The organism is Blautia sp. AF17-9LB (assembly GCF_003479185.1).
GTDB classification, from domain to species: domain Bacteria; phylum Bacillota; class Clostridia; order Lachnospirales; family Lachnospiraceae; genus Fusicatenibacter; species Fusicatenibacter saccharivorans.
The window spans coordinates 82,704-105,469 of record NZ_QUGU01000013.1 but is presented as its reverse complement, the minus strand read 5'-3'; the positions used below and the strand labels follow the sequence as shown (position 1 = coordinate 105,469).

The 22,766-nt window shown below is 41.6% G+C and carries 27 protein-coding genes and 2 pseudogenes; 1 reads left to right on the top strand and 28 read right to left on the bottom strand.

Annotated features, from left to right (window positions below; translation table 11 throughout):
- Positions 1 to 53: 53 nt before the first annotated feature.
- The 7 genes and pseudogenes from DWX00_RS14185 to DWX00_RS14155 form a co-directional block, all read right to left on the bottom strand.
- A pseudogene (locus DWX00_RS14185) lies at positions 54 to 173 on the bottom strand (ferritin family protein); the annotation flags it as partial.
- Between the two features lie 5 nt (positions 174 to 178).
- Complete coding sequence (locus DWX00_RS14180) at positions 179 to 811, bottom strand: flavin reductase (RefSeq protein WP_118595573.1); 633 nt, start codon at positions 809 to 811, stop codon at positions 179 to 181.
- A complete protein-coding gene (locus DWX00_RS14175; RefSeq protein ID WP_055225693.1) occupies positions 804 to 1,211 on the bottom strand; it encodes a Fur family transcriptional regulator in 408 nt (135 codons plus the stop codon). Before DWX00_RS14175 ends, DWX00_RS14180 begins: the two co-directional genes overlap by 8 nt.
- Positions 1,212 to 1,338: 127 nt before the next feature.
- Positions 1,339 to 2,088, bottom strand: coding sequence for a peroxide stress protein YaaA (gene yaaA / locus DWX00_RS14170; protein ID WP_055267392.1), 750 nt, complete (start codon positions 2,086 to 2,088; stop codon positions 1,339 to 1,341).
- A complete protein-coding gene (bcp, locus tag DWX00_RS14165; protein WP_021737556.1) occupies positions 2,088 to 2,543 on the bottom strand; it encodes a thioredoxin-dependent thiol peroxidase in 456 nt (151 codons plus the stop codon). The genes yaaA and bcp overlap by 1 nt, the downstream gene beginning before the upstream one ends.
- 3 nt (positions 2,544 to 2,546) lie before the next feature.
- Positions 2,547 to 2,756 carry a DUF6219 family protein gene (locus DWX00_RS20210; RefSeq protein WP_118595572.1) on the bottom strand — a complete coding sequence of 70 codons (210 nt, stop codon included), beginning with the start codon at positions 2,754 to 2,756 and terminating at the stop codon, positions 2,547 to 2,549.
- 735 nt (positions 2,757 to 3,491) lie between these two features.
- Positions 3,492 to 4,148, bottom strand: coding sequence for a hypothetical protein (locus DWX00_RS14155; RefSeq protein WP_172680796.1), 657 nt, complete (start codon positions 4,146 to 4,148; stop codon positions 3,492 to 3,494).
- A 192-nt stretch (positions 4,149 to 4,340) separates the two neighbouring features.
- Here DWX00_RS14155 and DWX00_RS14150 point away from each other — a divergent pair, with 192 nt between their 5' ends.
- The gene (locus DWX00_RS14150; RefSeq protein ID WP_055182202.1) at positions 4,341 to 4,856 is read left to right on the top strand and encodes a helix-turn-helix domain-containing protein; all 516 of its coding nucleotides are present in this window, start codon (positions 4,341 to 4,343) and stop codon (positions 4,854 to 4,856) included.
- A 51-nt stretch (positions 4,857 to 4,907) separates the two neighbouring features.
- Here the strand turns inward: DWX00_RS14150 and DWX00_RS14145 are convergent, their stop codons facing one another.
- From DWX00_RS14145 to DWX00_RS14045, 21 genes and pseudogenes are all read right to left on the bottom strand, one after another.
- Positions 4,908 to 5,324, bottom strand: coding sequence for a hypothetical protein (locus tag DWX00_RS14145; RefSeq protein ID WP_055225697.1), 417 nt, complete (start codon positions 5,322 to 5,324; stop codon positions 4,908 to 4,910).
- A 22-nt stretch (positions 5,325 to 5,346) separates the two neighbouring features.
- Entirely contained in the window at positions 5,347 to 5,562 is a 216-nt protein-coding gene (locus DWX00_RS14140; protein ID WP_055221652.1) for a hypothetical protein, read from the bottom strand.
- 308 nt (positions 5,563 to 5,870) lie between these two features.
- A pseudogene (locus DWX00_RS20205) lies at positions 5,871 to 5,966 on the bottom strand (DUF6462 family protein); the annotation flags it as partial.
- A 112-nt stretch (positions 5,967 to 6,078) separates the two neighbouring features.
- A complete protein-coding gene (locus DWX00_RS14135) occupies positions 6,079 to 7,455 on the bottom strand; it encodes a sensor histidine kinase (RefSeq protein WP_055267396.1) in 1,377 nt (458 codons plus the stop codon).
- Positions 7,443 to 8,105, bottom strand: coding sequence for a response regulator transcription factor (locus DWX00_RS14130; protein ID WP_015512795.1), 663 nt, complete (start codon positions 8,103 to 8,105; stop codon positions 7,443 to 7,445). Before DWX00_RS14130 ends, DWX00_RS14135 begins: the two co-directional genes overlap by 13 nt.
- Before the next feature lie 14 nt (positions 8,106 to 8,119).
- Complete coding sequence (locus tag DWX00_RS14125; protein ID WP_005330844.1) at positions 8,120 to 8,860, bottom strand: lantibiotic immunity ABC transporter MutG family permease subunit; 741 nt, start codon at positions 8,858 to 8,860, stop codon at positions 8,120 to 8,122.
- Between the two features lies 1 nt (position 8,861).
- Positions 8,862 to 9,593, bottom strand: a complete 732-nt coding sequence (locus DWX00_RS14120) for a lantibiotic immunity ABC transporter MutE/EpiE family permease subunit (protein ID WP_004853398.1) — start codon at positions 9,591 to 9,593, stop codon at positions 8,862 to 8,864.
- Positions 9,586 to 10,299: a lantibiotic protection ABC transporter ATP-binding protein gene (locus tag DWX00_RS14115; RefSeq protein ID WP_117854318.1), complete on the bottom strand. Its 714-nt coding sequence runs from the start codon at positions 10,297 to 10,299 to the stop codon at positions 9,586 to 9,588. Before DWX00_RS14115 ends, DWX00_RS14120 begins: the two co-directional genes overlap by 8 nt.
- Before the next feature lie 104 nt (positions 10,300 to 10,403).
- Positions 10,404 to 10,592: a hypothetical protein gene (locus tag DWX00_RS14110; RefSeq protein ID WP_118595571.1), complete on the bottom strand. Its 189-nt coding sequence runs from the start codon at positions 10,590 to 10,592 to the stop codon at positions 10,404 to 10,406.
- Between the two features lie 270 nt (positions 10,593 to 10,862).
- Entirely contained in the window at positions 10,863 to 11,465 is a 603-nt protein-coding gene (locus tag DWX00_RS14100; protein ID WP_055225706.1) for a Type 1 glutamine amidotransferase-like domain-containing protein, read from the bottom strand.
- 99 nt (positions 11,466 to 11,564) lie between these two features.
- The gene (locus DWX00_RS14095; protein ID WP_055225707.1) at positions 11,565 to 12,293 is read right to left on the bottom strand and encodes a class I SAM-dependent methyltransferase; all 729 of its coding nucleotides are present in this window, start codon (positions 12,291 to 12,293) and stop codon (positions 11,565 to 11,567) included.
- A gap of 35 nt (positions 12,294 to 12,328) precedes the next feature.
- Entirely contained in the window at positions 12,329 to 12,832 is a 504-nt protein-coding gene (locus tag DWX00_RS14090) for a GNAT family N-acetyltransferase (protein WP_022461045.1), read from the bottom strand.
- A 226-nt stretch (positions 12,833 to 13,058) separates the two neighbouring features.
- On the bottom strand, positions 13,059 to 15,104 hold the full coding sequence (gene lysS / locus DWX00_RS14085) for a lysine--tRNA ligase (protein ID WP_118595570.1): 2,046 nt from the start codon (positions 15,102 to 15,104) through the stop codon (positions 13,059 to 13,061).
- 29 nt (positions 15,105 to 15,133) lie between these two features.
- Positions 15,134 to 15,616, bottom strand: a complete 483-nt coding sequence (greA, locus tag DWX00_RS14080; RefSeq protein WP_022461080.1) for a transcription elongation factor GreA — start codon at positions 15,614 to 15,616, stop codon at positions 15,134 to 15,136.
- Between the two features lie 232 nt (positions 15,617 to 15,848).
- Positions 15,849 to 17,243, bottom strand: a complete 1,395-nt coding sequence (locus tag DWX00_RS14075; RefSeq protein ID WP_117805257.1) for an MATE family efflux transporter — start codon at positions 17,241 to 17,243, stop codon at positions 15,849 to 15,851.
- Between the two features lie 119 nt (positions 17,244 to 17,362).
- Complete coding sequence (dusB, locus tag DWX00_RS14070) at positions 17,363 to 18,361, bottom strand: tRNA dihydrouridine synthase DusB (protein WP_243002119.1); 999 nt, start codon at positions 18,359 to 18,361, stop codon at positions 17,363 to 17,365.
- On the bottom strand, positions 18,351 to 18,734 hold the full coding sequence (locus DWX00_RS14065) for a DUF6145 family protein (protein ID WP_117510128.1): 384 nt from the start codon (positions 18,732 to 18,734) through the stop codon (positions 18,351 to 18,353). The genes dusB and DWX00_RS14065 overlap by 11 nt, the downstream gene beginning before the upstream one ends.
- A 33-nt stretch (positions 18,735 to 18,767) precedes the next feature.
- The gene (locus DWX00_RS14060) at positions 18,768 to 19,760 is read right to left on the bottom strand and encodes a biotin--[acetyl-CoA-carboxylase] ligase (protein ID WP_118595569.1); all 993 of its coding nucleotides are present in this window, start codon (positions 19,758 to 19,760) and stop codon (positions 18,768 to 18,770) included.
- A gap of 167 nt (positions 19,761 to 19,927) precedes the next feature.
- A complete protein-coding gene (argF, locus tag DWX00_RS14055) occupies positions 19,928 to 20,917 on the bottom strand; it encodes an ornithine carbamoyltransferase (RefSeq protein ID WP_118595568.1) in 990 nt (329 codons plus the stop codon).
- Positions 20,918 to 21,236: 319 nt separating this feature from the next.
- Positions 21,237 to 22,205, bottom strand: a complete 969-nt coding sequence (locus DWX00_RS14050) for an SPFH domain-containing protein (protein WP_117510131.1) — start codon at positions 22,203 to 22,205, stop codon at positions 21,237 to 21,239.
- Positions 22,202 to 22,669, bottom strand: a complete 468-nt coding sequence (locus tag DWX00_RS14045) for an NfeD family protein (protein WP_117510132.1) — start codon at positions 22,667 to 22,669, stop codon at positions 22,202 to 22,204. Before DWX00_RS14045 ends, DWX00_RS14050 begins: the two co-directional genes overlap by 4 nt.
- Positions 22,670 to 22,766 lie beyond the last annotated feature (97 nt).

Genomic DNA, 22,766 nt, shown 5'->3' with positions numbered 1-22,766 from the left:
GATGAACATCAGGAATTACTAATATCTTCATACCATCATACCTTCTTATACTAACCTTCCTTTTTCGCTACAGAAGCAAAATAGGTATACTTATTTCTTGCCTGTGATTCCCCTGCAAATGCCTCCTGTAAATTCTTCTCTGTCTGTGTTCCTGCATATTCGTTTGCCGCCATCTCTTTTACCTCCGTTTCTTTACTACTTTTTCAAAATCTGATGCCGGGTGCTTGCACAAAGGACATATAAAGTCATCTGGTAATTCCTCGCCTACATATTCATATCCGCAAATTCTGCAACGCCATATTGTCTGACTGTCCTCTGTTTTTCCAACCTCCTGTGGCTTAGGCTTAATATTATTCTGATAATAATCATATGTTACTGAAGGAACATTGCTTAAAACTTCCATATCGGTTATCTCACCGATAAACATCGTATGTGAACCCAAGTCCTCTGTTTTAGTAACTGTCACAGAAATGTATGCATTTGTACCTTCTGTAATATAATAAATACCATTTGTGCCCCTGACACACTGCTCAAAGGCTTCAAACTTATTGGTATCTCTTCCTGATTGGAAGCCAAAATGTTTAAACAATTCAAATTGTGCCTTCTGACTTAAGACCGATACAGTAAATTTTCCGGTTCTTTGAATCATATCATGCGTATAATTTGCCTTATTTACACAGATACTTAACTGGTTTGGTTCCGAAGCTGCCTGAATGGCTGTATTAATGATGCATCCGTTATCTTTTTCTGCTTCTTTAGCGGTCAATATAAACAGTCCATAACTCAACTTATACATTGCTTTCCTATCCATGCTGTTCCTCCTTTACCTTCTCCCTGCATTTCGGGCAAATGCCTTTAAATGAAATATCATAATCCACAAATTCAATTCCATGAGTGTTATGAATTCTTTCCAGCAAATCCGGTATTTGATCCATATCCACATCAAAAATTTCACCGCACTTTATACATCTTACATGGTAATGATTTTTCAATGTAAAATCAAATCGGTTCGGTCCATTCGGAACTTCAACCTTTCTTAATGCACCTTCCTCTACCAATATATCAAGATTTCTATATACAGTTCCTTTTCCAATTGTTGGATATGCTTCTTTTATAAATTCATACACTTCATTTGCCGTAACGTGTCTTCTCATTTCGTATACGGTATTTCTTACGAGATCTTTTTGAATGGTATTTCTCCTACTTGTCATTCGTCCTCCTTATTAGGATTAGTTCTTAATAAGGATTATATATCACCATCATCCTGCTGTCAATAAAAATAGTAATAATTCTCATTATTATAAAAACTGTCAAACTGAGCATCTTTTACCTGAATAACTATTTTATTTTGCGTTCAAATACATATTCTGAATCTGAAGATAAATCAGACCTAAATGAATATCCGAGTCTGTCAAATTTCTGAATCTCCACCGGATTTTCAATATTATTTTCCGCTATGAATCTGACCATTTCACCACGAGCCATCTTGGCATAGGTACCTTTTGTTACCAATTTATCTCCGGATAACTCACAAAATACAATCGTAATATATCTGTCCTGTGATGTCAGATACTTTTCTATACATTTTGAGTATTCTTTTGATGCAAGATTAATGATAATCCTCCTGTCATCGATTATTGAGCGGTATAACAATTCTCCCCAGTACTCATACAGATTTTTTGCATCTCCAATTCCAACCTTTGCCTGCATTTCAAGACGATAAGGAGTCACACCATCCATTGGTTTTAAAATGCCATAAAACGCGGACAAGATTCTTAAATGATTTTGCAAATACTCAAACTGCTGGATTTCAAACACAGATGGTGCCATATATTGAAATGCAATCCCTTCATATGCTAAAACAGCCGGAGTAAGCCTGTTATAAAGATCCATATTTTCCAATCTGTTAAAGTTCTGCTCTGCAATCTTGTCATTACATTTCCAGATAGCTTTCAGTTCTTCTTTTGATTTGCTTTTCATCCAGTTTAATACTTCTGCTGTCTTATCAATATAGACAGGCAGTTCAACCGGTGCTAAGTTATCGGTATCTACAATCATCTTTTTTGCAGGTGATAAAATAATCTTCATTATGCCAATTCCTTAAGCATATTTTCAGGATCATCTGCCGCCTTGACTTTATCATTTGCCTTTATAATGATTCCCTGCTCATCAATAAGATATGTAGTTCTTACTACACCCATAGATACTTTTCCATAATTTTTCTTTTCTTTCCAGACATCATATGCTTCAATAACTTTACGCTCCGGATCTGCTAATAGCGTAAATGCCAGTCCGTATTTTTCTTCAAATCTCTTGTGAGACGCTACAGAGTCCTTGCTTACTCCGAGAATAACAGCTCCCTTCTCAGTAAACTGTGGATAACGCTCAGAAAAGCCACATGCCTGCTTCGTACATCCTGGTGTATTATCCTTTGGATAAAAATATAAGATCACTTTTTTTCCTGCATAATCGCTTAATTTATGCATTTCTCCATTCTGATCCGGCAATTCAAAGTCCGGTGCTTTTTTTCCTAACTCTAACATTTACTATTCCTCCGCTTTTGTATTTTCCACCTGTTTTCTTATTCTTTTATTACCTGAAATCATTTTATGTCCCGTATACATAGACATGATCATACATATAAGAGTGCTACACGCAAAATACCTATGACCTGATTTGGATCCTTTATATCCAGTATAAAAAGTTCCAATCATAGTAATTAACGCTCCGATTGACCAATACTTATGTGCTTTCATTTTATACCTCCAAATTGATTAAGCTGTTTCCAAAATAAATATCTCTGGATCATTAACAATATTATACATTCCATCCATTACTTTTGACAAGCAGGGAAAGAAAAATACTCAATCCAAATACAAAAGGATGTATCACGATAATTCTTGCATTACCTTGACGCATCCTTTCGTGTTGTATTTTTTTATTCTTCTTTTCATTATTTTTTAATTTACAGATACCCTGCGTCATTGTTCCCCTTTGGCAGAATGTATACCAGGTTCGTGGCTTATATGCCTTAGACACTGTGCTGTTTGGCTCATAAACCTCAACCTCCTTGTGCTTAGAGTATATGAAATTTTAGCTTTATCTTGTAAGTTTGCGAATATCCGTATAAACAAAAAAGCCCTTTGAGAAAAGGATTTTTCCTCTCTCAAAGGGCAAGTTGGCAAACAGGAAGTTTTGCATACGTTATTCTTCTAATATTTTTGTAGGGTTCGCATAGAAAAAGTGTTACAGACTTTTTCTCACAGTCTCCAATCCCATGTAACCATCACCAGTGTTAAAACCTTTCATTGCCAACTCCTCCATTTCTTTGAATTTTATGATTTAATCTTCTTTGATGGTTACAGTGTATATCAATAGGTGGGGTATAAAAATCCCTGCTCTTTTATACTGCTATCCTTCTAAGACAAAAGGCCCAGAATACTTTTTCCTGAGCCTTTCCATCCTGTTGTTTTCAATTATAGATAAAGCTATTATGCAACATTCTGATTCTCATCATCTAGTTGAGGTAAATCTTCATCGCTACCAATTGCTTTTAAACCTAACATTGTTACCGTCACTCCCAAAGCTAATGTTACAACTCCCCCAATCGTCTTGAACACTCGCTCATGAAATTTCTGCTGCTGTAAATATAATTCCGTTATTTTATCAGCTTCTTCCATCATTTTTTCAGAAAATTCCCTTCTTTCCTCCTCTGTTAAGTTTTCTTGTTCCAGCTGATTTGCGAAGGTCTCAAGAACATACTGATGTGCATGAACTGCTTGTTCATATTCTTCTTTATTTGTTTCTAAAATTGTTTTGCATAACTGTGTATAATTTTCTATTGCTGATTCCACAAACTCTACATATACTGGGAACTGCTTTATTATTTCAAGCGCCACTTCCTTTTCCATATATGGAATCATAGATGTAAACTCCATCACTTTATCCTTTGTTAAATTTCGAAATGATTCAATTTTTAACGCTTTTTTTACAGCTTCTTCTGAATGATATCTTTTTCTTATTTTCTTTTCCATGATTATGTTCCTACTTTGCTTCTTTGCGAATGGTGCCAATTTTTTTGTCACTTCTGGTATCTCTTCCATTTTTGTTTCTAATAGTCCCCGGTGGAAGACCATGCTTCTTTTCAAATGTTCCTACTCTACAATCACTTCTAGTTTTCCTCATGTTTTTTCTTCCTTTCATAATTCCGTATCAACAATGCACTTGTTGTTTACTGATGCTTCAAGTATAATAAAATCTATAAAGAAAATACACGCACAGCATGTGGACTTAACACCTGATAATTCTCATGTTCGGCGATATACGGGGAGGTTATTCTCATGGGGAAACAATCTACAAGAGAAAATAAAACAATTTATCAGATTTGCCGGGAAGAAGCCGGTCTTACCAGATTAGAAGCCAGCGAAAAAATGACTGCTGTTTCTGATTCTAAAATTGAAAAATTTGAATATGAAATGCAGGAACCTACACCTTATGATATTATCCAGATGGCAGACGCTTACGGGCGACCAGATCTCTGCAATTATTACTGCTCTCATAAATGCGAAATCGGTCACCGTTATGTCCCGGAAGTCGAAGTTTCTGACTTGTCCAATATAATCCTGGAAACCATTGCCAGTCTGAATGAGATTAATCCTCTTACCACACGTCTGATCCAGATTGCCCGTGACGGTAAGATCAGTGATGATGAGATCAAGGATTTTGCTTTTATCAGCAACAAACTGGATGAAATTTCTCTGGCAATAGATTCTCTGAATCTCTGGGTTGATAAAACAGCCGGAGAGCAGGGACTAAACATCGAATTGCTCAGAGAAGAAAAAAAGAAACAGAAATAAGTATGAAAAAACAAGGCAGCGAACCTATTTATGGTTCACTGCCTCTTTCCTTTACATATGCTGTAACTGGTTTATGATGTATTCCGTTCTGCGGATAGCTTCTTCCACCTGATGTCTGGCATTATTGATTCGATCCTGCACCATCCAATCCACAACAAATCCATCAAAAAAATAATCTGCAAAGGATAAGAAGTCTCCAGTATTGATGTTTAAATTACAAGCCACGTTCACATCATTTAATTCCCTACTGAAATTACGAAGATCATATTTCGCCTGTTCCATATTTTGTCTTGCCTGATCCATCTTGGAGTGTTTCAACATCGTAGAAAAGAATCCACCGCCAAACATATCCACCAAGCCCCAATTCTTTGCACTGTTCAGGTTCTCTTTTGCTGTCCGAAGACTACTTAACGCACGTTGTCCTGCTTCAATCGCTTCTCGTTTCTCTTTTTCTATATCATATCCCATAATTTCTTCCCTCCTCGTATTTTTATGAGTTAGATGATATAAGTGCAATGATTCCGCCGATGATCAACAATGGAAGTGCAATATAAATCAGTCCGCCAACAACCATTCCTATCAAAATCACCGGGAAAAATACAACTGTACAGAGCAGCTTTAAGATTCCCCAGGATGCTTTTACACCAAATATAAAAAATTTTCCAATAAACCAAATCATGCATATAGCAAATAATAACGATAACATATTCTACTCCTTCTGACTCCTGTTATGATTTGAATCATTCATTTTTTTGATTGTTTACTTGATATAAACTCAGATGTATTTCTCACACCGATTTTACTACTGAATTCTGGGTTCTTCTCTATTTTTTCAATCATCCGAATTATCCTTATTCTCTGTGCTGTATCCATCTGCTCACCTCATTCTAACAGTTCTGCCTTTTGATATTGTCAGTATAACCGGATAACTTTTCAAAATATATACCTAATACAAAGAATTGAACATATGTAATTCTCAATTTTCGAGGAATAGTTGTTCCTCCTGTTCTTTCATCAAAATTCTTCATCACGGAATGCTTCCAGATATTCATCAATAAGATCCAAATTAACTAACACAATTCGTTTGACATGGTATACTGCTCTGGCATCTTTCGCTAACTGTTAGAGTATATGAAGTTTTGGCTTTATCTTGTAGTTTGCGAATATCCGTATAAATGAAAAGTCTAATCCCCCAGCTATGCTGGGGGATTAGACTTTTCATTTAGCTTGTTTCCTGACTACTCAGGAAAAATATTTCTACCCTCGCCCCACCTGTATTTTCAGAATTCGAAAGTTTAATACCTCCACCATATTTTTCAGCCACAGTTTTTGCAAAAAATAGTCCCATCCCATAATGGGCTTCGCCATTTCTACTTGTGTCATCCATAAAAAACTGCTCTGTGCCATGCAATAATGCTTCTTTTGTAAATCCTGATCCGCTATCCTCCACAATGAATGTCAGCCGGCCATCCTGCTCCTTTGCGTCAATATAAATGATTCCATTTTCTTTTGTATGCTCCACTGCATTCTGAATCACATTCATTACGGCTCGGAACATTGGATCATAAGCAATCGTTACCTTTTTATCACTTTGTCCCGCCTTCCAATCTATTTTCTGGTGATAGATTTCTACCAGTCCGAGTGCCTGTTCCTTTATATCTGCGAAAAAATCTTCTAACCTCACCGTTGTATAGGTAACATCACTGCAATTCCATGATTTTGTGACATCTATCAACTGTTTTACATAACTTTGTATCTGTGTTGTGCCGTTCAAAACATAAGTGATATTATTCTTCTGTTCTGTGGTCAGTTCAGTCTCTGAAAGTAGTTCTGCATTTCCCCGTACAATCGTAAGAGGTGTTTTAATATCATGCGCCAAAGCAGACATCTGTTGTTTCTTTTCCTGCTCTGTTTTCCACTGCTTTTCTAAAGATTCTCGCAATGCATCTCGCATATCATCGATTGCCGATAAACAGTCATCAAACTCTTTGATACCGGAACAGGATGTCTCATATTCCAGATTTTGATCCTTTATTTGTCTGATTGCGTCTAATACAGGCTGCATCTGCTTTTTGATTCTTTTTCCAAAACGTATGGACGGAATGATGATAATCGCTACCGCTCCAATCACTGACATAATACTCATCACATTCTGTGGTCCTATAAAATGCTCCCTCAAAAAAGCTGAATGATATTGAGGTGTCAGGCGATATTGCAATACAACATATTCATTTTCCCTTACAATTACTTTATAAAAATATTTCCCGGATGCGTTTCCGTACTTTGCAACATTCCATGCTATCTGTTCGTATTGTTCTGACAGATCTCCACCTATTTTCTCTCCATTCTCTGAAAAGATTACATAATCACAAAGTGCGGGAATCATCTCAGCAGTCACTTTATCTGCACGTAGAATCGTATCATATGCTTCATTAATCTTTTGCTCTGCATAATTTGCCGGATAAATACAGCCCACACTAATCAAAAGGCACAGCAGCAGATAAGCAACAATCACCAAACCAACTAATGATCCAAGCATGACCAGTACATATCTCATAAAAATCCTGCTGAGTGCATTGCTTCTCTTTACTCTTCCCATTTATATCCAATCCCCCAGACTGTTTTTATCGGCATATAATCATAATCCGCAAATTTTGCTCTTATATTTTTGATATGCGTGATTATAGTACTGTCATTACTCTCATTGTCAAAGCCAAAGACCGCTTCCAATATCTGTTCCTTTGAGAAAACCTGTCCTCTGTTTTTAGCCAGAAATTCACAGATTTCGTACTCTGCTTTCGTAAACGGAAGTTCTTTATCATCCATCAACAGTTTCTTTTGAGACATCTGAATGCAGACTCTCCCTAAAACCATCCGGACAGAATGTTCCCTGTGCTCTCTTCTAAGATGTGCATTGATCCTTGCCCGAAGTTCCATCACTCCAAATGGCTTTGAAATATAATCATCTGCTCCTAAAGAAAGTCCGTTTACCAGACTGTTTTCCTCCGTTTTTGCCGTAAGAAACAAAATCGGACAATCCACAAGTGCCCTGATTCTTTTGCATAATTCGAAGCCATCAATTCCAGGCATCATAATGTCCAGTAAAATCAGGTCATAACGATGTAATTCTTCCATATTAATTTTTAGTGGATTACTTACTTTGGTAACCAGATGTCCATCCTTATTCAAAATGCTTTCTATCATTTCCAAAATTGCCGGTTCATCATCAACTGCCAGTATTTTTGCCATAGTTTCCCTCGATTCTATTCCGATATTCTGTTTCCTTCCCAGTGGTTTACCCACCAAAAATAGTATACCATACTAATCCCTGTAAATATTAAGCAACCTGGTATGAATGACAACCATTCACCTACACTAGTTTCTCCCAATACAGATTGCAGATAAGTATATGGTACTCTACCCGTCCAGCAGACAAATACATATTTCCACACATAATCTCCAAGTCCGGTAAGCATCAATGCACTAATTAGTCCTGATATAATCCCTGCTCCAATGGATACCCCTTTTCCAAACTGAAAAGCCAGAATCAGCTGCCACAGATAAAGTGGAACACTGCTTCCCCACAGCAGCAATGCTGCAAATATACATCCTTTCATGATTTCGATATCGCTTGATGCGATTCTTCCAAATCCAATTCCGAATATGATTGCTGTCAATAGGATAGAGCACAGACACAAAACCAGTAGCATCAACAGTTTCGATAAAAATGCTGCAGGTTTATCCGGTAAAGACAACAGATTTTGAAAATCACCTGCATTTTGTTCCTGTTCCATCACACTTGCTGTAAAAATTCCAATAAGTACCGGAAGTCCTGCTCCTATTGCCTGATAAAATGCAATCACTTTCATATTTTCATTCCATGGTGAAAAAAAGTAATATATTAAAAATATAACGCTGGTTATAATCGGAATCAGTAAGTGTGCCAGAATCACAGATGTTCCTTTCATCTTTCGCAAGTCTGCATTAAGAGATCTTCCAATCATCTTATTTCACCTCTCTTCTCTCAAACCATTTCAAAAACAGAACCGTTACAAAAACAAACCAGATGATTGAGAGACACATTCCCGGAACAATGACTCCCGTATCCAAAAGAGGATTCCCTGCTTCTGCGGCAAGTCCATTTGGTAAAACATGAAGCAACGGGCACATCATTCGCATAGGGATTGCAGAAACAAGTACATACCAGATTCTGGTTTGTGATATTACCACACCGCTGACGGTAATAAATAGGCAGACGAACAGGTTTACAATCATTCCAAATCGTTCACTTAAAAATAAAGCTACCGGAATCTCCCATAACTCAGAAACCGTCAGAAACAATACTGCAATCAACGCTCCTCCAACTGGAACATGTGTCGTTAGAAGAAAGCCTCCAAGCGTTGCTCCTGCAAACACAATCACATTAGAAAACAAAATCATGTACCCAATATAAATAATTTTCCCCAGCAACAATTTTCTTCTGTCTGTGGGAATAGTCATTAAATGATAGTATTTTATCTTTTTCTCCTGCGCCACAGAAAGATAACAAAATAGAGCAATCATCCCCGGCAGCAAAAGTGTATACCACCAGTTCCAAACACTTTCTGCATAAGCATTTGTCATCCCAAGAGTAAATATAAATGCCATGACAAATGTAAGAAGAGGAAATCCCCAGATAAACTTTTTTCGCATGGTTCTTTTGGCTTTTTGATGTTCTGCTTTTATAATATTAACCATGGATTTCACCTGCTTTCTGGTTTTTTCTTACCACATTCATAAACAAATCTTCAAGATTATCTCCCTGCTTTAATGCTCCTTCGTATCCTAAGATTCCACCTGAAATAATCCCGACTTTATCTGCAAGTAACTGTACCTCTGAGAGAATATGACTGGAGAGAATTACAGTGATTCCCTGTTCCGGAAAAGACCGGATCAGCTCTCGTAATTCCTCGATGCCTATTGGATCTAATCCATTCGTAGGTTCATCCAATATCAAAAGTTCCGGTTCTCCAAGCAATGCCATTGCAATGCCTAGTCTTTGCTTCATCCCCAAAGAAAACTGTCCTGCTTTCTTCTTTCCGGTGTTTGTAAGTGATACAATCTGCAAGACCTCATCAATTCTGTTTTCATCTGTACCAAGCAATAATTGTCTTACCTTCAAATTCTCTCTGGCGGAAAGATTTTCATAAATAGGCGGATTTTCAATTAACGCTCCTATTTTTGATAAATCTTTCCTATCTAAAAGTTTTCCATCAAAGTAAATCTTTCCTGCAGTTGGTTTCATCATACCAGTCAGCATTTTCAATGTGGTAGATTTTCCCGCACCATTCGGTCCAAGCAGTCCATAAATCTGTTCCTTTTCGATATTAAGTGAAACATTATTTACCGCTTTCTGTTTTCTAAAATATTTACACAAATTTTGTGTCTGCAACATCATTTCCATCTTTACTATCCTTCCTTCCATATTTCATTTCTTACTGAAATATAACCTAACAGAAAAAAATAAAGATTTGATGAAGATTGCTAAATAATTCGTCTACTCTATTTTTATTCTCGCATGGAATAAACCATCAATTGAATATCATTATCAGAACTCGGCTTTCCACTGAAATCAGCAAAGCTGTTACAAATACGAAGTCCTAATTTACCGAATATCTCCGTGATTTCATCCAAACTATATAACCTTATAGGATTTCCTTCTTTCATTTCAGGCTTATAAAGTGCTTCTCCATACATATAGTCTACCTGCCCATCAATTCAAGTGCTTCATCTATCTTAATGATGACGAATATGGCAGAGTAATACAATCACTTATCCGTTTAAAGAACAGCCTGATAGCACAAGGCAGATATACCGACGGGGTTGACAATGTTCTCTGCAAGGTAATGTCAGCCAAGAAAAGAAAGCTCAAAATCAAATATTTCTGAATAAGAAAAGAGACCGCCTACACGATGTAAGCGGTCTTTGATTATTGTAGAGTAAGTCCGACAAACTTGAATTTTCAAATTAGTCTTTACAAATAACCTTTGAACCTTCACCATCAATTACAATTCCCTGACGGTTGTTAATTGGGCATAGATTCAAATCCGAAAACTCAGTCATTATTTTCTCGGTAACTTTCTTAAATGGTGCTGTAAGATAATGCGGAAGAACATAGAAATCAATCAAATCAAGCCCTGCATCATCTTCTTGTGAGTAGTCCTCCGGCTTTTCATCCATTTGCTCGATATATTGGATGCTTGGAGCGCATATAATCGCACCTGCCGATTCACCAATCATCAGTTTTCCCTTTGCCAATTCTTTCTTCAACAGCTCATCCGTTCCCGTTTTACGGAGCTGGTCTATAAGGAAAAAAGAATTTCCGCCGGTAAAATATATCACATCCGCATCTTCAAAAACAGACTGTATCGTTGAATAAGCCTCCGTTGAAATATCAATTTCAGTTACGATTGCTCCCAACTTTTTGAATAATTTTCGAGCCGAGCCGACATAACCGGTGTAGCCTTCACGCAGCGAAGCTGTTGGAATAAATGCGACTTTTTTATTTTCAATTTCTTCCTTTATCAGACTTCCTACACTTGAAAAGTGCGAACATAAAAATAGGTTCATCAATATTCTCCTTTATAAATTGCGATTTGCAAGGAACAATTCCTTGTCCCCTACACCATAATTACTATGTATTTGCATCTACAAACTAGAAGTTGTTTATTAAACCTTTTTAACCTTAACCAACAACATCATAGGTCTACGCATTTCATTACACATTCCCGGCATACCCATCATATCTGCCGGAGGCATTGCTTCCTCAATAGCCTCAATTTGAAAACCACATTTTATAAGTGGATTCAATATCTGCGTTAATGTGTGGTGCTGTTTAATTACTCGTTGACCAAGAAAATTGGTTTCTCTTTCGCCTGGGTAATAGTAATTGTCGATTGGCCAATATTTAGGTTTCCCATTTTCATCATAAATCCAATCCTCATTAACACCTGCGGTGAAAGTCGGATGTTCAATATTGAATAGGAAATACCCACCTACTTTTAATGTGCAATACACCTTTTGATAAACATTAGCTAAATTTTCGATATAGTGCAGTACCAGGTTAGAAACAACTAGGTCATAAGTATTTTCAGGATAAATGTATTCTTCAACACCGCAAACTTTATACTTGATTTTGTCATCAGAGTTATCAGCTACTGCTTTTGCAATCATTTTTTGACTACTATCAATACCAAGAATTTCAGTAGCTCCCATTTGTGCGGCATATTTGCAATGCCAACCGTAACCACATCCTAAATCCAAAACTTTTTTTCCCTGTAATTTAGGGAATAACGGTTGCAACTGATGCCACTCTCCAGCAGCTTTCAGACCATCTTTGCTTCTTCCCATTTCCGCATATGCGGCAAAAAATTCACTATTATCGTAAATATTTCTCATTGATAATTACCTCCACAACTTCCTATTTCTCAGTTTCAAAAACTTGAAGTTGTTAATTGCAGTCTCAGAACAGCGATCAGTTCTTCGCCGTCCATTTCACCGGTTTCTTCGAAACCGAAAGAGCGATACATCTGACGGGCAACTGCATTATCGGGTTCATATGATAGCCAACAGTATTCCGCTTCTCCACAAGGCATAGATTTTATGAACTCTAATGCAAGGCTGACCGCTTCTTTTCCGTACCCTCTGTTTTGATATGCCTTATCGATCATAAGACGCCACAGATTATAGTTTCCCTTTGCAATTTCAGGTGCATCCGTCCAATAATCATCAACATCAAAACCAATCATCAGGAAGCCTACAGGCTTATCCTCATCATATATACCAAACGGGAATGCATGACCGTTTCCCGTAATTGCAGTATACGCTTCAATGATGCTGATCTCATTGGTGGCAACGAAGTTCTTCTGCGATTTCGATACCGTCAGTTTCAGGATATCCCAGACATTATTACCATTTACTTTTTCTAAATGAAGCATATATCTTTACCTCGCTAAATATCGATTTGCATTTCCATTCATTTTAGAAAATGGGCAACTCCGATTGGAATTGCCCACCCATTGCACTAATTATGCGATTTTCCCTTGCTTGCACCGATTTCTGCATCAATTGATGTAAGTTTAATGTAAATCGCTGTTTTTTTAGTTTTTTATCAAATGAAGTACGTCCCGTCTATTTGGTAAAACGGTACATCTTTACATCATCTTAATAGAGCTTAGCACCTGCTGGGATTCTGTCATTTACCATCAGAAGGTTCAGTCCCTCGTGACCATCTTCCTCGTGTACGGCTGAAATCAGCATACCCTCGGAATCAATTCCCATCATCTTTCTCGGTGGCAGGTTCACGATAGCGATTGCTGTCTTACCAACCAGTTCTTCCGGCTCGTAATACTCATGAATACCGCTTAAGATCACGCGATCCTTGCGTTCTCCATCATCCAGTACAAACTTCAGAAGCTTTTTGGATTTCGGAACTGCTTCACAAGCCAGAATCTTAACTGCACGGAAATCAGATTTTGCAAATGTATCGAAATCTACCATCTCTTCAAAGATTGGTTCAATCTTCACATTGGAGAAATCAACCTTCTCAGCTACTTTTGTCTCTGCCGGAGCTGCTGCACCAGACTGAGCTGCGTTGTTTGCTTCGTTCTTAGCAGCGCCCTGTGATTTCATTGTCGGGAAGAGCAGCACGTCTCTGATTGCCTCAGCTCCTGTCAGAAGCATACACATACGGTCAATGCCGAATCCAATACCACCGGTCGGCGGCATACCGATCTCCAATGCGTTCATGAAGTCTTCATCTGTTGTATTGGCTTCATCATCGCCCTGTGCAAGCAGTTCTTCCTGGGCTTTAAAACGTTCTCTCTGGTCGATCGGATCGTTCAGCTCAGAATAAGCATTTGCCATCTCCCAACCATTCATGAAGAACTCGAAGCGCTCTACATATTCCGGATTTTCTGGCTTTTTCTTCGTCAGCGGCGAGATCTCAACCGGGTGGTCCATAACGAACGTCGGCTGAAGCAGATGCTCCTCTACAAACTCCTCAAAGAAGAGATTCAGGATATCACCTTTTTTATGTCTCTCTTCAAACTCAATATGATGCTCTTTTGCAAGTTCTCTTGCCTGCTCCAGAGTCTCAACTTCATTCCAGTCAACGCCTGCGTACTTCTTCACTGCGTCAACCATTGTGATACGCTCGAACGGCTTACCGAGATCCATCGGGATTCCTTTGTATACGATCTGTGTCGTTCCGAGCACTTCCTGTGCGACAAAACGATACAGGTTCTCTGTCAGATCCATCATGCCGTGGTAATCTGTAAATGCCTGGTAAAGCTCCATCAGAGTGAACTCCGGGTTATGTCTTGTATCAAGACCCTCATTACGGAATACACGTCCGATCTCATATACCTTCTCGAGTCCTCCGACGATCAGTCTCTTCAGGTACAGCTCCAGGGAAATACGAAGCTTCAGATCTTCGTTCAGGGCATTGAAATGTGTCTCGAACGGTCTTGCTGCTGCTCCACCTGCGTTCTGTACAAGCATTGGAGTCTCAACTTCCATGAATCCTTCTCCGCTTAAGTACTTGCGGATCGCACTGAGAATCTTGGAACGCTTGATAAAGGTATCTTTAGACTCTGTGTTCATGATCAGGTCTACATATCTCTGACGGTAACGGGTATCTACATCTGTCAGACCGTGGAACTTCTCCGGGAGGATCTGTAAGCTCTTGGAGAGGAGTGTCACCTTCTCTGCATGGATAGAAATCTCACCTGTTCTTGTTCTGAAAGCAAATCCTTCCACTCCGAAGATATCACCGATATCCGATTTTTTAAAATCAGCGTAAGACTCTGTTCCGATCGCATCTCTTGCAACGTATACCTGGATGTTTCCCTGTAAATCCTGGATATTGCAGAAAGATGCCTTGCCCATGACTCTCTTAAACATCATACGCCCTGCAATTGCCACATGGATCGGGCTTGCGTCCATGATATTTCTTCTCTCTTCGTAATCCTTTTTAAGAGCTTCTTTCGCCTGCTCCTCATCCATTCCCTCTACGTTCGGCTCCTGGCGGTCTTTTAACAGCTCAGTCTCATGTACCTCGTAAAGACCTTTCACCTCAAGCGAATGATGTGTCTGATCGAACTTTGTAATCTGGAACGGGTCTCTTCCGTTCTGCTGCAGCTCTGCGAGTTTCTCGCGGCGAACCTTCAGTAAGTGGTTAATGTCCTGTTCCTGTGTCTGCTGTGCCAATCTCTTCACTCCCTTTTCTTTGTATTTTATTAGATATTTCTCTGGATAGAAAGTACTTTGTACTGCATAATTCCGGCCGGTGTTTCTACATCGACAATATCATCCTTGTGCGCGCCGATCAGAGCTTTTCCTACCGGAGACTCGTTGGAAATTTTTCCTTCCAGGCTGTTTGCTTCGGTGGAGCCAACGATCTGGAACTCGATTTCCTCGTCATACTCCAGATCCAGTACGTCTACTTTACATCCGATATTGATCTTATCGGAATCTACTTCGTCCTCAACAACAACCTCTGCGTTTTTCAGGATTTTTTCGATCTCTTCAATTCTTGCCTCGATATCACGCTGCTCATCTTTTGCTGCATCATACTCGGCGTTCTCGGAAAGGTCTCCCTGCTCTCTTGCTTCTTTGATTTTACCGGCAATTTCTCTACGTTTGTTTACTTTGAGGTCATGAAGCTCGTCCTCCAGTTTTTTCAGGCCGGCATAGGTAAGAATCGTTTTTTTCTGTTCCATTTTATACACCCTTTCTATCGTTTCTGTATCCAGTCATATCTGATTTTATTCTGTAAACTCTCCGGAAATGCGCTGTATTTTCAGTATTCCCGGTTGAAATAAGGATAGACTCCGCCTATCCTAACAATTAAAGTAGTATAAAGGATTGCCCACGGAATGTCAAGAAAAAAAGAAACGCAGGAAAGATTTTCTTTTTCACAAATCCTTCCTGCATCTTTCTCTTATTTTTCCTTTATTTTTCGGATGAGCTTCCTGTCAGTGCTTTCTTTTTCCAATTTCCTTTTTTATAGAAAATCAGCGTCAGAAGCGCACCCATGCACCAGCTTACCAGCATGGAAATCCAGAGTACCTGATATCGTCCGTTTGGCAGCTCCGGCGTTCTGGTCAGAAAGGCCAGACCGTATGCCAGCGGCACACGGATTACAACGGTAACAACCATCGAAATCCACATCGGGGTCATCGTATCGCCTGCTCCACGCATGACGCCGGAAAGCGACTGTGTTATTGCCATGGCAATATAGCCGACCGCAAGGATCTTCATCATATTGGCACTTAATGTTACGAGCTCTGTGGTATTCGTAAAGATTCCCATCAGATGATGGCCGAAAATAACAATTAAAAGGGTAATGGTCGTTGAGGTTCCGACTGCAATCAGTGTTCCCTGTTTTGCGCCCTGCTCTACGCGGTCCATACGGCGTGCGCCGACATTCTGACCGGCATACGTTGTCATCGCGGTACCAAACGAAAAGTTCGGCATCATTGCAAAGCCATCGACACGCATGATGATAACATTCGCGGCGATAACCATTTCACCGAAGCTGTTGGTCAGCGACTGTACGATAACCATCGCCATGGAGAAGATCGCCTGGGTAATACCGGACGGCAGACCAAGGCGGATAATTTCCATCGAATACTGTTTTTTCATTTTCAGATATTTGGGTCTGAAATCAAAAATGTCGGTCATACGCATCAGACGCCACATGCAGAGTACTGCAGAAATTGCCTGCGCAATCACGGTCGCGTATGCAACTCCGGCAACACCCATGTGGAACTGGGAAACGAATACAATATCCAATACAATGTTGATGACCGTTGCCACCAGCAGATAAATCAGCGCCGAAATCGAATCGCCGAGTCCGCGAAGGATACCACATAGAATGTTATAGTACGCACTGCCGGCACAGCCCACCATCAGGATCACCAGATACGAGGTACACCAGTCGATGATAGAATCCGGTGTTTTCAGCATTTCCAGCAGCGGTCTTGAGAGGACGGCTCCCAGAATCATAATAATGATGGAAGAAATTGCTGTCAGCGTGACGCAGTTTCCGATCGTCATCGAAAGCTCTTTTCTTTGTTTTGCCCCAAAATACTGCGACACCATGACGCCGGCGCCGACGGAAATTCCAACGAACAGAACCAGAAGCAGGTTTAAGATCGGGCTGGCGCTTCCAACTGCCGCAAGCGCATTGTCCCCGACATATTTTCCGATTACAATACTGTCAACCGTGTTGTAGAGCTGCTGGGCAATGTTGCCGATCAGCATAGGGATTGTAAAAGCTACAATCTTTTCCCACGGCTTTCCCACCGTCATGTCGGACGGTGCGAAAAGTTCCTTCATAGTCATACACTACACTCCCTCTTTTGTATTTTTTGTCCCAATACCTCTGTTTATCAGTATAGCATAAAAAAAGCACCCATGATATATCAATATTGGCATATCATAGGTACCTTTTTGACTTGTTTTTATCCTCGTTCCCACTCATTCAGCATCTGTTCCAGCGCCTGCAGGCTCTCCACCTGATTGATCGCCGCGCGCAGCTTTGCCGAATGCGGAAAGCCTGCCGTATACCATGCAACATGCTTGCGCATCTCGCGGATGCCGATCGCGCCGCCTTTGTATTCCACCTGCATCCGTGCATGGCGGAGCATCATTTCTTTTACCTCATGCTGGGTCGGCCTTGCAAGCGTTTCGCCTGTTTCCATATAATGAAGAATCTGTTTAAAAATCCACGGATTTCCTTCCGCGCCGCGTCCGATCATGATTCCGTCACAGCCGGTCTGCTCCACCAGTGCCTCGGCACTCGCCGCATCTGTCACATCGCCGTTTCCGATAACCGGAATCGAGACTGCCTCTTTTACCCGGCGGATGATATCCCAGTCTGCTTTTCCGGAATAAAACTGCGCTCTCGTTCTTCCATGAACCGCAATTGCGGCCACTCCGCAGTCCTCGAGGATCTTCGCAATTTCCACAGCATTCGCCGATTCTTCGTTAAAGCCCTTTCGAATCTTTACGGTTACAGGCTTTTTCACTGCCTTTACCATGCTTGTCACGATTTCCCTCACCAGATGCGGATCCTTCATAAGGGCCGAGCCTTCGCCGTTATTGACAACCTTTGGCACCGGACAGCCCATGTTAAAATCCAGAATATCAAACGGCCTTTCTTCGATCTCCGCGGCAATCTGCCCCAAAATCTCCGGATCACTGCCGAAAAGCTGCAGGGACACCGGATGCTCACCCGGATCGATCGTCATCAGATCCTCGGTATTTTTATTCTTATATAAAATTGCCTTCGCACTCACCATTTCCATACAGATCAGGCCCGCACCCTGCTCCTTGCACAGGACACGAAACGGCAGATCCGTCACCCCCGCCATCGGTGCAAGCACGAGTGGGTTCGGCATCTCCACGTTTCCGATTTTCAGCGGCGGCATCTTTTGCAGTGTACGTTTCTTATTTTCCATTCGGCTTCTCTCCGTCCTCTTCCATCAGCGCCTCCTCCGGCACCTCCTCACCGAGGAAGAAGACACGGTAATACAGCTCCAGGGATTCCAGCAACTCCTTTTTTTCTTCCTGATACTGCTTAATCCGAAGCGCGCCGCCGATCTCGTCATACATCGCATCTGCGTCTACAGCCTCTGTCTCAAACTGCAGACTTCCGTCGCTGTCAAACCACATGGTAAAAATACCGCCGATTTCCACCGTAAACATAACACACATAACATGAAGCTCATCCTGCACAGACTGTGGCAGGGATGCAAAATCCTGGTTAAAATAATATTTCTGTTCGTATGCACTTGCTCCGCAGAGCACTACTTTTTCATTATCTGAATACATGATTTTTCCTTTCTCTTCCTTTTTCCGATCTCTCTATACGTAACTGTATAAGCCGCGCACCGAAACCTCGCCGGAATGCACCTCAACGATCGTTCCGTCCTCTTTTTGCACGCGCAGCTCACCGGTCGGCGTGATGCCAAGTGCAACGCCCTCGAACGGTTCCTTCGGATCGAGTACACGCACCGGCTGATCTTTGTTTGCAAGCACAGCCTCATATGCTTCCTTCAGCTCAGAGAGATCCCCTGCTTCCAGGAATTTTTCATAGTCCTCCTCAAATGCCTCCAGCACTGCTGCGACCACTTTCGCCCGGTTGACGGGATGACCCATTTCTATCGCCAGTGAGGTCGCAATCTCCGCGATTTCTTCCGGAAATTCCATCTGATTGACATTGATTCCGGTTCCGATGACAACATAATTGATATAATCAATCTGTGCGCTCATCTCTGTCAGGATACCACAGAGCTTTTTCCCATTCAGCACTGCGTCGTTCGGCCATTTGATTTTCGTATCGACACCGAGCGCTCTTTGCACACCCTGCACTACGGCAAGTCCCATTACAATCGTCAGCATCGGTGCTTTGGCCGGCTCAAGATCCGGGTACAGCAGAATCGACATCGAAACAGAGGTTCCCTCCGGCGATTTCCAGACTCTGCCGCGGCGGCCTTTTCCGGCAGTCTGCGTCTCGGCTGTTGTCAGGGTGCCGTTCGGCGCACCCTCTTCCGCCAACCGCTTCGCCCACGTGTTTGTCGAATCCACCTCGCGGCTATAATAAACCGTCTGTCCGACATATTTCGTATGCGTGCGGCTTTCCAGCTCATCCTTCGTTACGAGATCCGGCTCGTTTAACAGGCGGTATCCCTTATTCTGAACGGCTTCAATCTCGTATCCCTCTTCCTTCAACTGATTCATCATCTTCCATACTGCGGTGCGGGAAATCCCAAAATGTTCACACAGCTCCTGTCCGGAAACATTTTTCCCGGATTCCCGCAGAAGGCGCAGCGTCTCAGCTCTCTTATTTTCCAGCATATCGTATCTTCACACTCCCTGTGTCGCTTTCTAACTATAAGAAGCACGCTTTATGCATTTCGAAAAATCAACAGCAGCGCTGCGGAAGAGTTTTCCGCAGCGCTGCTGTGCGTGTTTCTTCGTTATTCTATTATACACAGTCTATTCCGGTTTTTCCACCCAAAACTTTATGCTCCGAGGGTCGCTGCCATAACTGCTTTGATCGTATGCATACGGTTCTCTGCTTCTTCGAATACTCTCGACTGCGCAGATTCAAACACCTCATCGGTTACTTCCATCTCGTTCAGGCCGTAGCGGTCGTGGATCTCTTTTCCAATCTTTGTTTTCAGATCGTGGAAGGACGGCAGACAGTGCAGGAATACGGCGGTATCTTTTGCATTTGCCATTGCTTCTTTTGTGACACGGTACGGAGTCAGATCGTGGATTCTCTCTTCCCATACGCTGTCCGGCTCACCCATAGATACCCAGACATCGGTGTAGATAACATCGGCATCTTTTGTTCCCTCTTTTACATCCTCGGTGAGGGTGATGGTTGCACCGCTCTCCTTTGCATACTCCTCACACTGAGCCACAAGCTCTGCGTTCGGGAAGTATTTCTTCGGTGCACAGGCCACAAAATCCATTCCCATCTTGGCAGATGCAATCATCAGGGAATTTCCCATATTGTAGCGGGCGTCGCCCATGTAAACGAGTTTGATGCCTTTTAAGTGGCCGAACTCTTCCTGGATTGTCAGCATATCGGCGAGCATCTGGGTCGGGTGGTACTCGTTCGTCAGTCCGTTCCATACCGGGACTTTGGAATATTTTGCCAGCTCTTCTACGATCTCCTGGCCGAATCCACGGTACTCGATTCCCTCATACATACCGGCAAGAACGCGGGCTGTATCTTTAATGCTCTCTTTTTTGCCGATCTGGGAACCGGTCGGATCCAGATACGTTGTTCCCATACCGAGATCGTGTGCAGCTACCTCGAAGGAACAGCGGGTTCTGGTGCTGGTTTTCTCAAAAATCAGCGCAACGTTTTTACCACGCAGGGTATCCACCGGAATGCCTTTCTTTTTCTTCTCCTTCAGCTCTGCGGACAGATCCAGCAGATAGGCAATCTCTTCCGGTGTAAAATCTTTCAATGTCAGAAAATCGCGTCCTTTTAAATCCATGGCTTGTTCCTCCTTATATCTGCATATGGTGTATTTTATTATTTCCTATACTGTGATGTTGGGTCAAAAGGTTTTTTGCCCCTTGGTTTCCTTGAATATTCTCTATTATGAAACAGGCCTGTTCATCTGTCAAGAGGAAAATGTATATTTTTGCGTATTTTCTTTATAATATTCATAATATATGTATTTTTATGCATTTCATTGTACTTTTCATATAGAAAATTCTCCCGTGTCCGGCTTGATGCTTTTCACGGGAGAATCCTGTTTTACTTATTTCTTTATTTCTGTTTTATTTCTGATCTCTTCTAACTATTTCTGATTACTTCTGCACTTCTTTTCCTGCCGGCACTTTCTGCTCCTCCACAATACCTTTGAATGTGGTAGCCAGACTTGCCAGTCCCTGCAGATCGGACGGAACAACAATCTTTGTTGCCTTTCCATTTGCCAGAACGCCAAGTGCCTCAAGGCTCTTTAAGGTAAGAACGGCATCGTCCGCACCTGCTTCTTTGATCGCACGGATACCATCGGCATTTGCCTGCTGTACTTTGAGGATTGCCTCTGCCTGGCCTTCTGCCTCACGGATCCGTTTCTCTTTTTCTGCCTCTGCACGAAGAATCGCCGCCTGTTTTTCAGCCTCTGCATCGAGGATGGCCGACTGTTTTTTACCTTCGGCAACAAGGATGGTCGATTTTTTCTCTCCTTCTGCAATCAGGATTGCTTCACGGCGTTCACGCTCTGCCTTCATCTGTTTCTCCATTGCTTCCTGGATGGCTGCCGGAGGCATAATGTTTTTCAGCTCGACACGGTTTACTTTAATTCCCCACGGATCGGTCGCGATATCAAGCGCAGCCTGCATCTTCGTGTTGATGATCTCACGGGATGTCAGCGTTTCATCGAGCTCCAGATCTCCGATGATATTTCGAAGCGTTGTTGCCGTCAGGTTTTCAATTGCCATCAGCGGATTGACAACACCGTATGCAAACAGCTTCGGATCGGTAATCTGGAAGAATACAACGGTATCAATCTGCATCGTAACATTATCTTTTGTGATAACCGGCTGCGGCGGGAAATCCACCACCTGCTCTTTCAGGTTTACGCGAATCGCTACACGCTCGATAAACGGAACCTTAAAATGAAGACCGGTTGCCCAGGTGTCCTTGTATTTTCCAAGGCTCTCTACCACGTAAGCACTGGCCTGCGGTACAATTTTCACACACGATGCTGCGATAAACAATGCAACCACAAGAAGCAAAATCAATAAAATTCCTGCAACTCCTCCACCACTCATGTTTCATTTCCTCCTTCTTTTTCTTTGACCTTTACAATCAGCTTGACGCCTTCCACACGGAGCACCGTAACGACTGCATCCACGGGAATCGTACCTCCTTCGTTCTCTGTACGCGCAGTCCACATGTTTCCTCCAAGCGAAACCTTTCCGGTTCCCGCAAGATTGGAGATTTCCTCCGTCACGACTCCTTCCATGCCAACCACACGGTCCACGTTCGTCTTCAGTGTATCCTTATTCAGAAAGCGAACGGCAAGCGGACGTGTAAAAAACAGAAGTACCAGCGATACAACAAGAAACAGTACAATTTGAATTACAATCCCGGCTCCACACATGGCAGCGATCAAAGCAACAAGCGCCCCACCTGCAAACCAGATCGTCGCAAGACCAAGTGTTGCTGCCTCAATCACTAAAAAAACGACGAGTGCAATCAGCCAGTAAACCGGCAGGTAAGCTGTAATACCCATGCGTTTTTCCCCCTTTCTGAAAAAATTGGCTGTTGTATTCATCATACTATAATGATGAAAAAATAACAAGCAAAGTTAAAAACATTCAGAAAAAAGA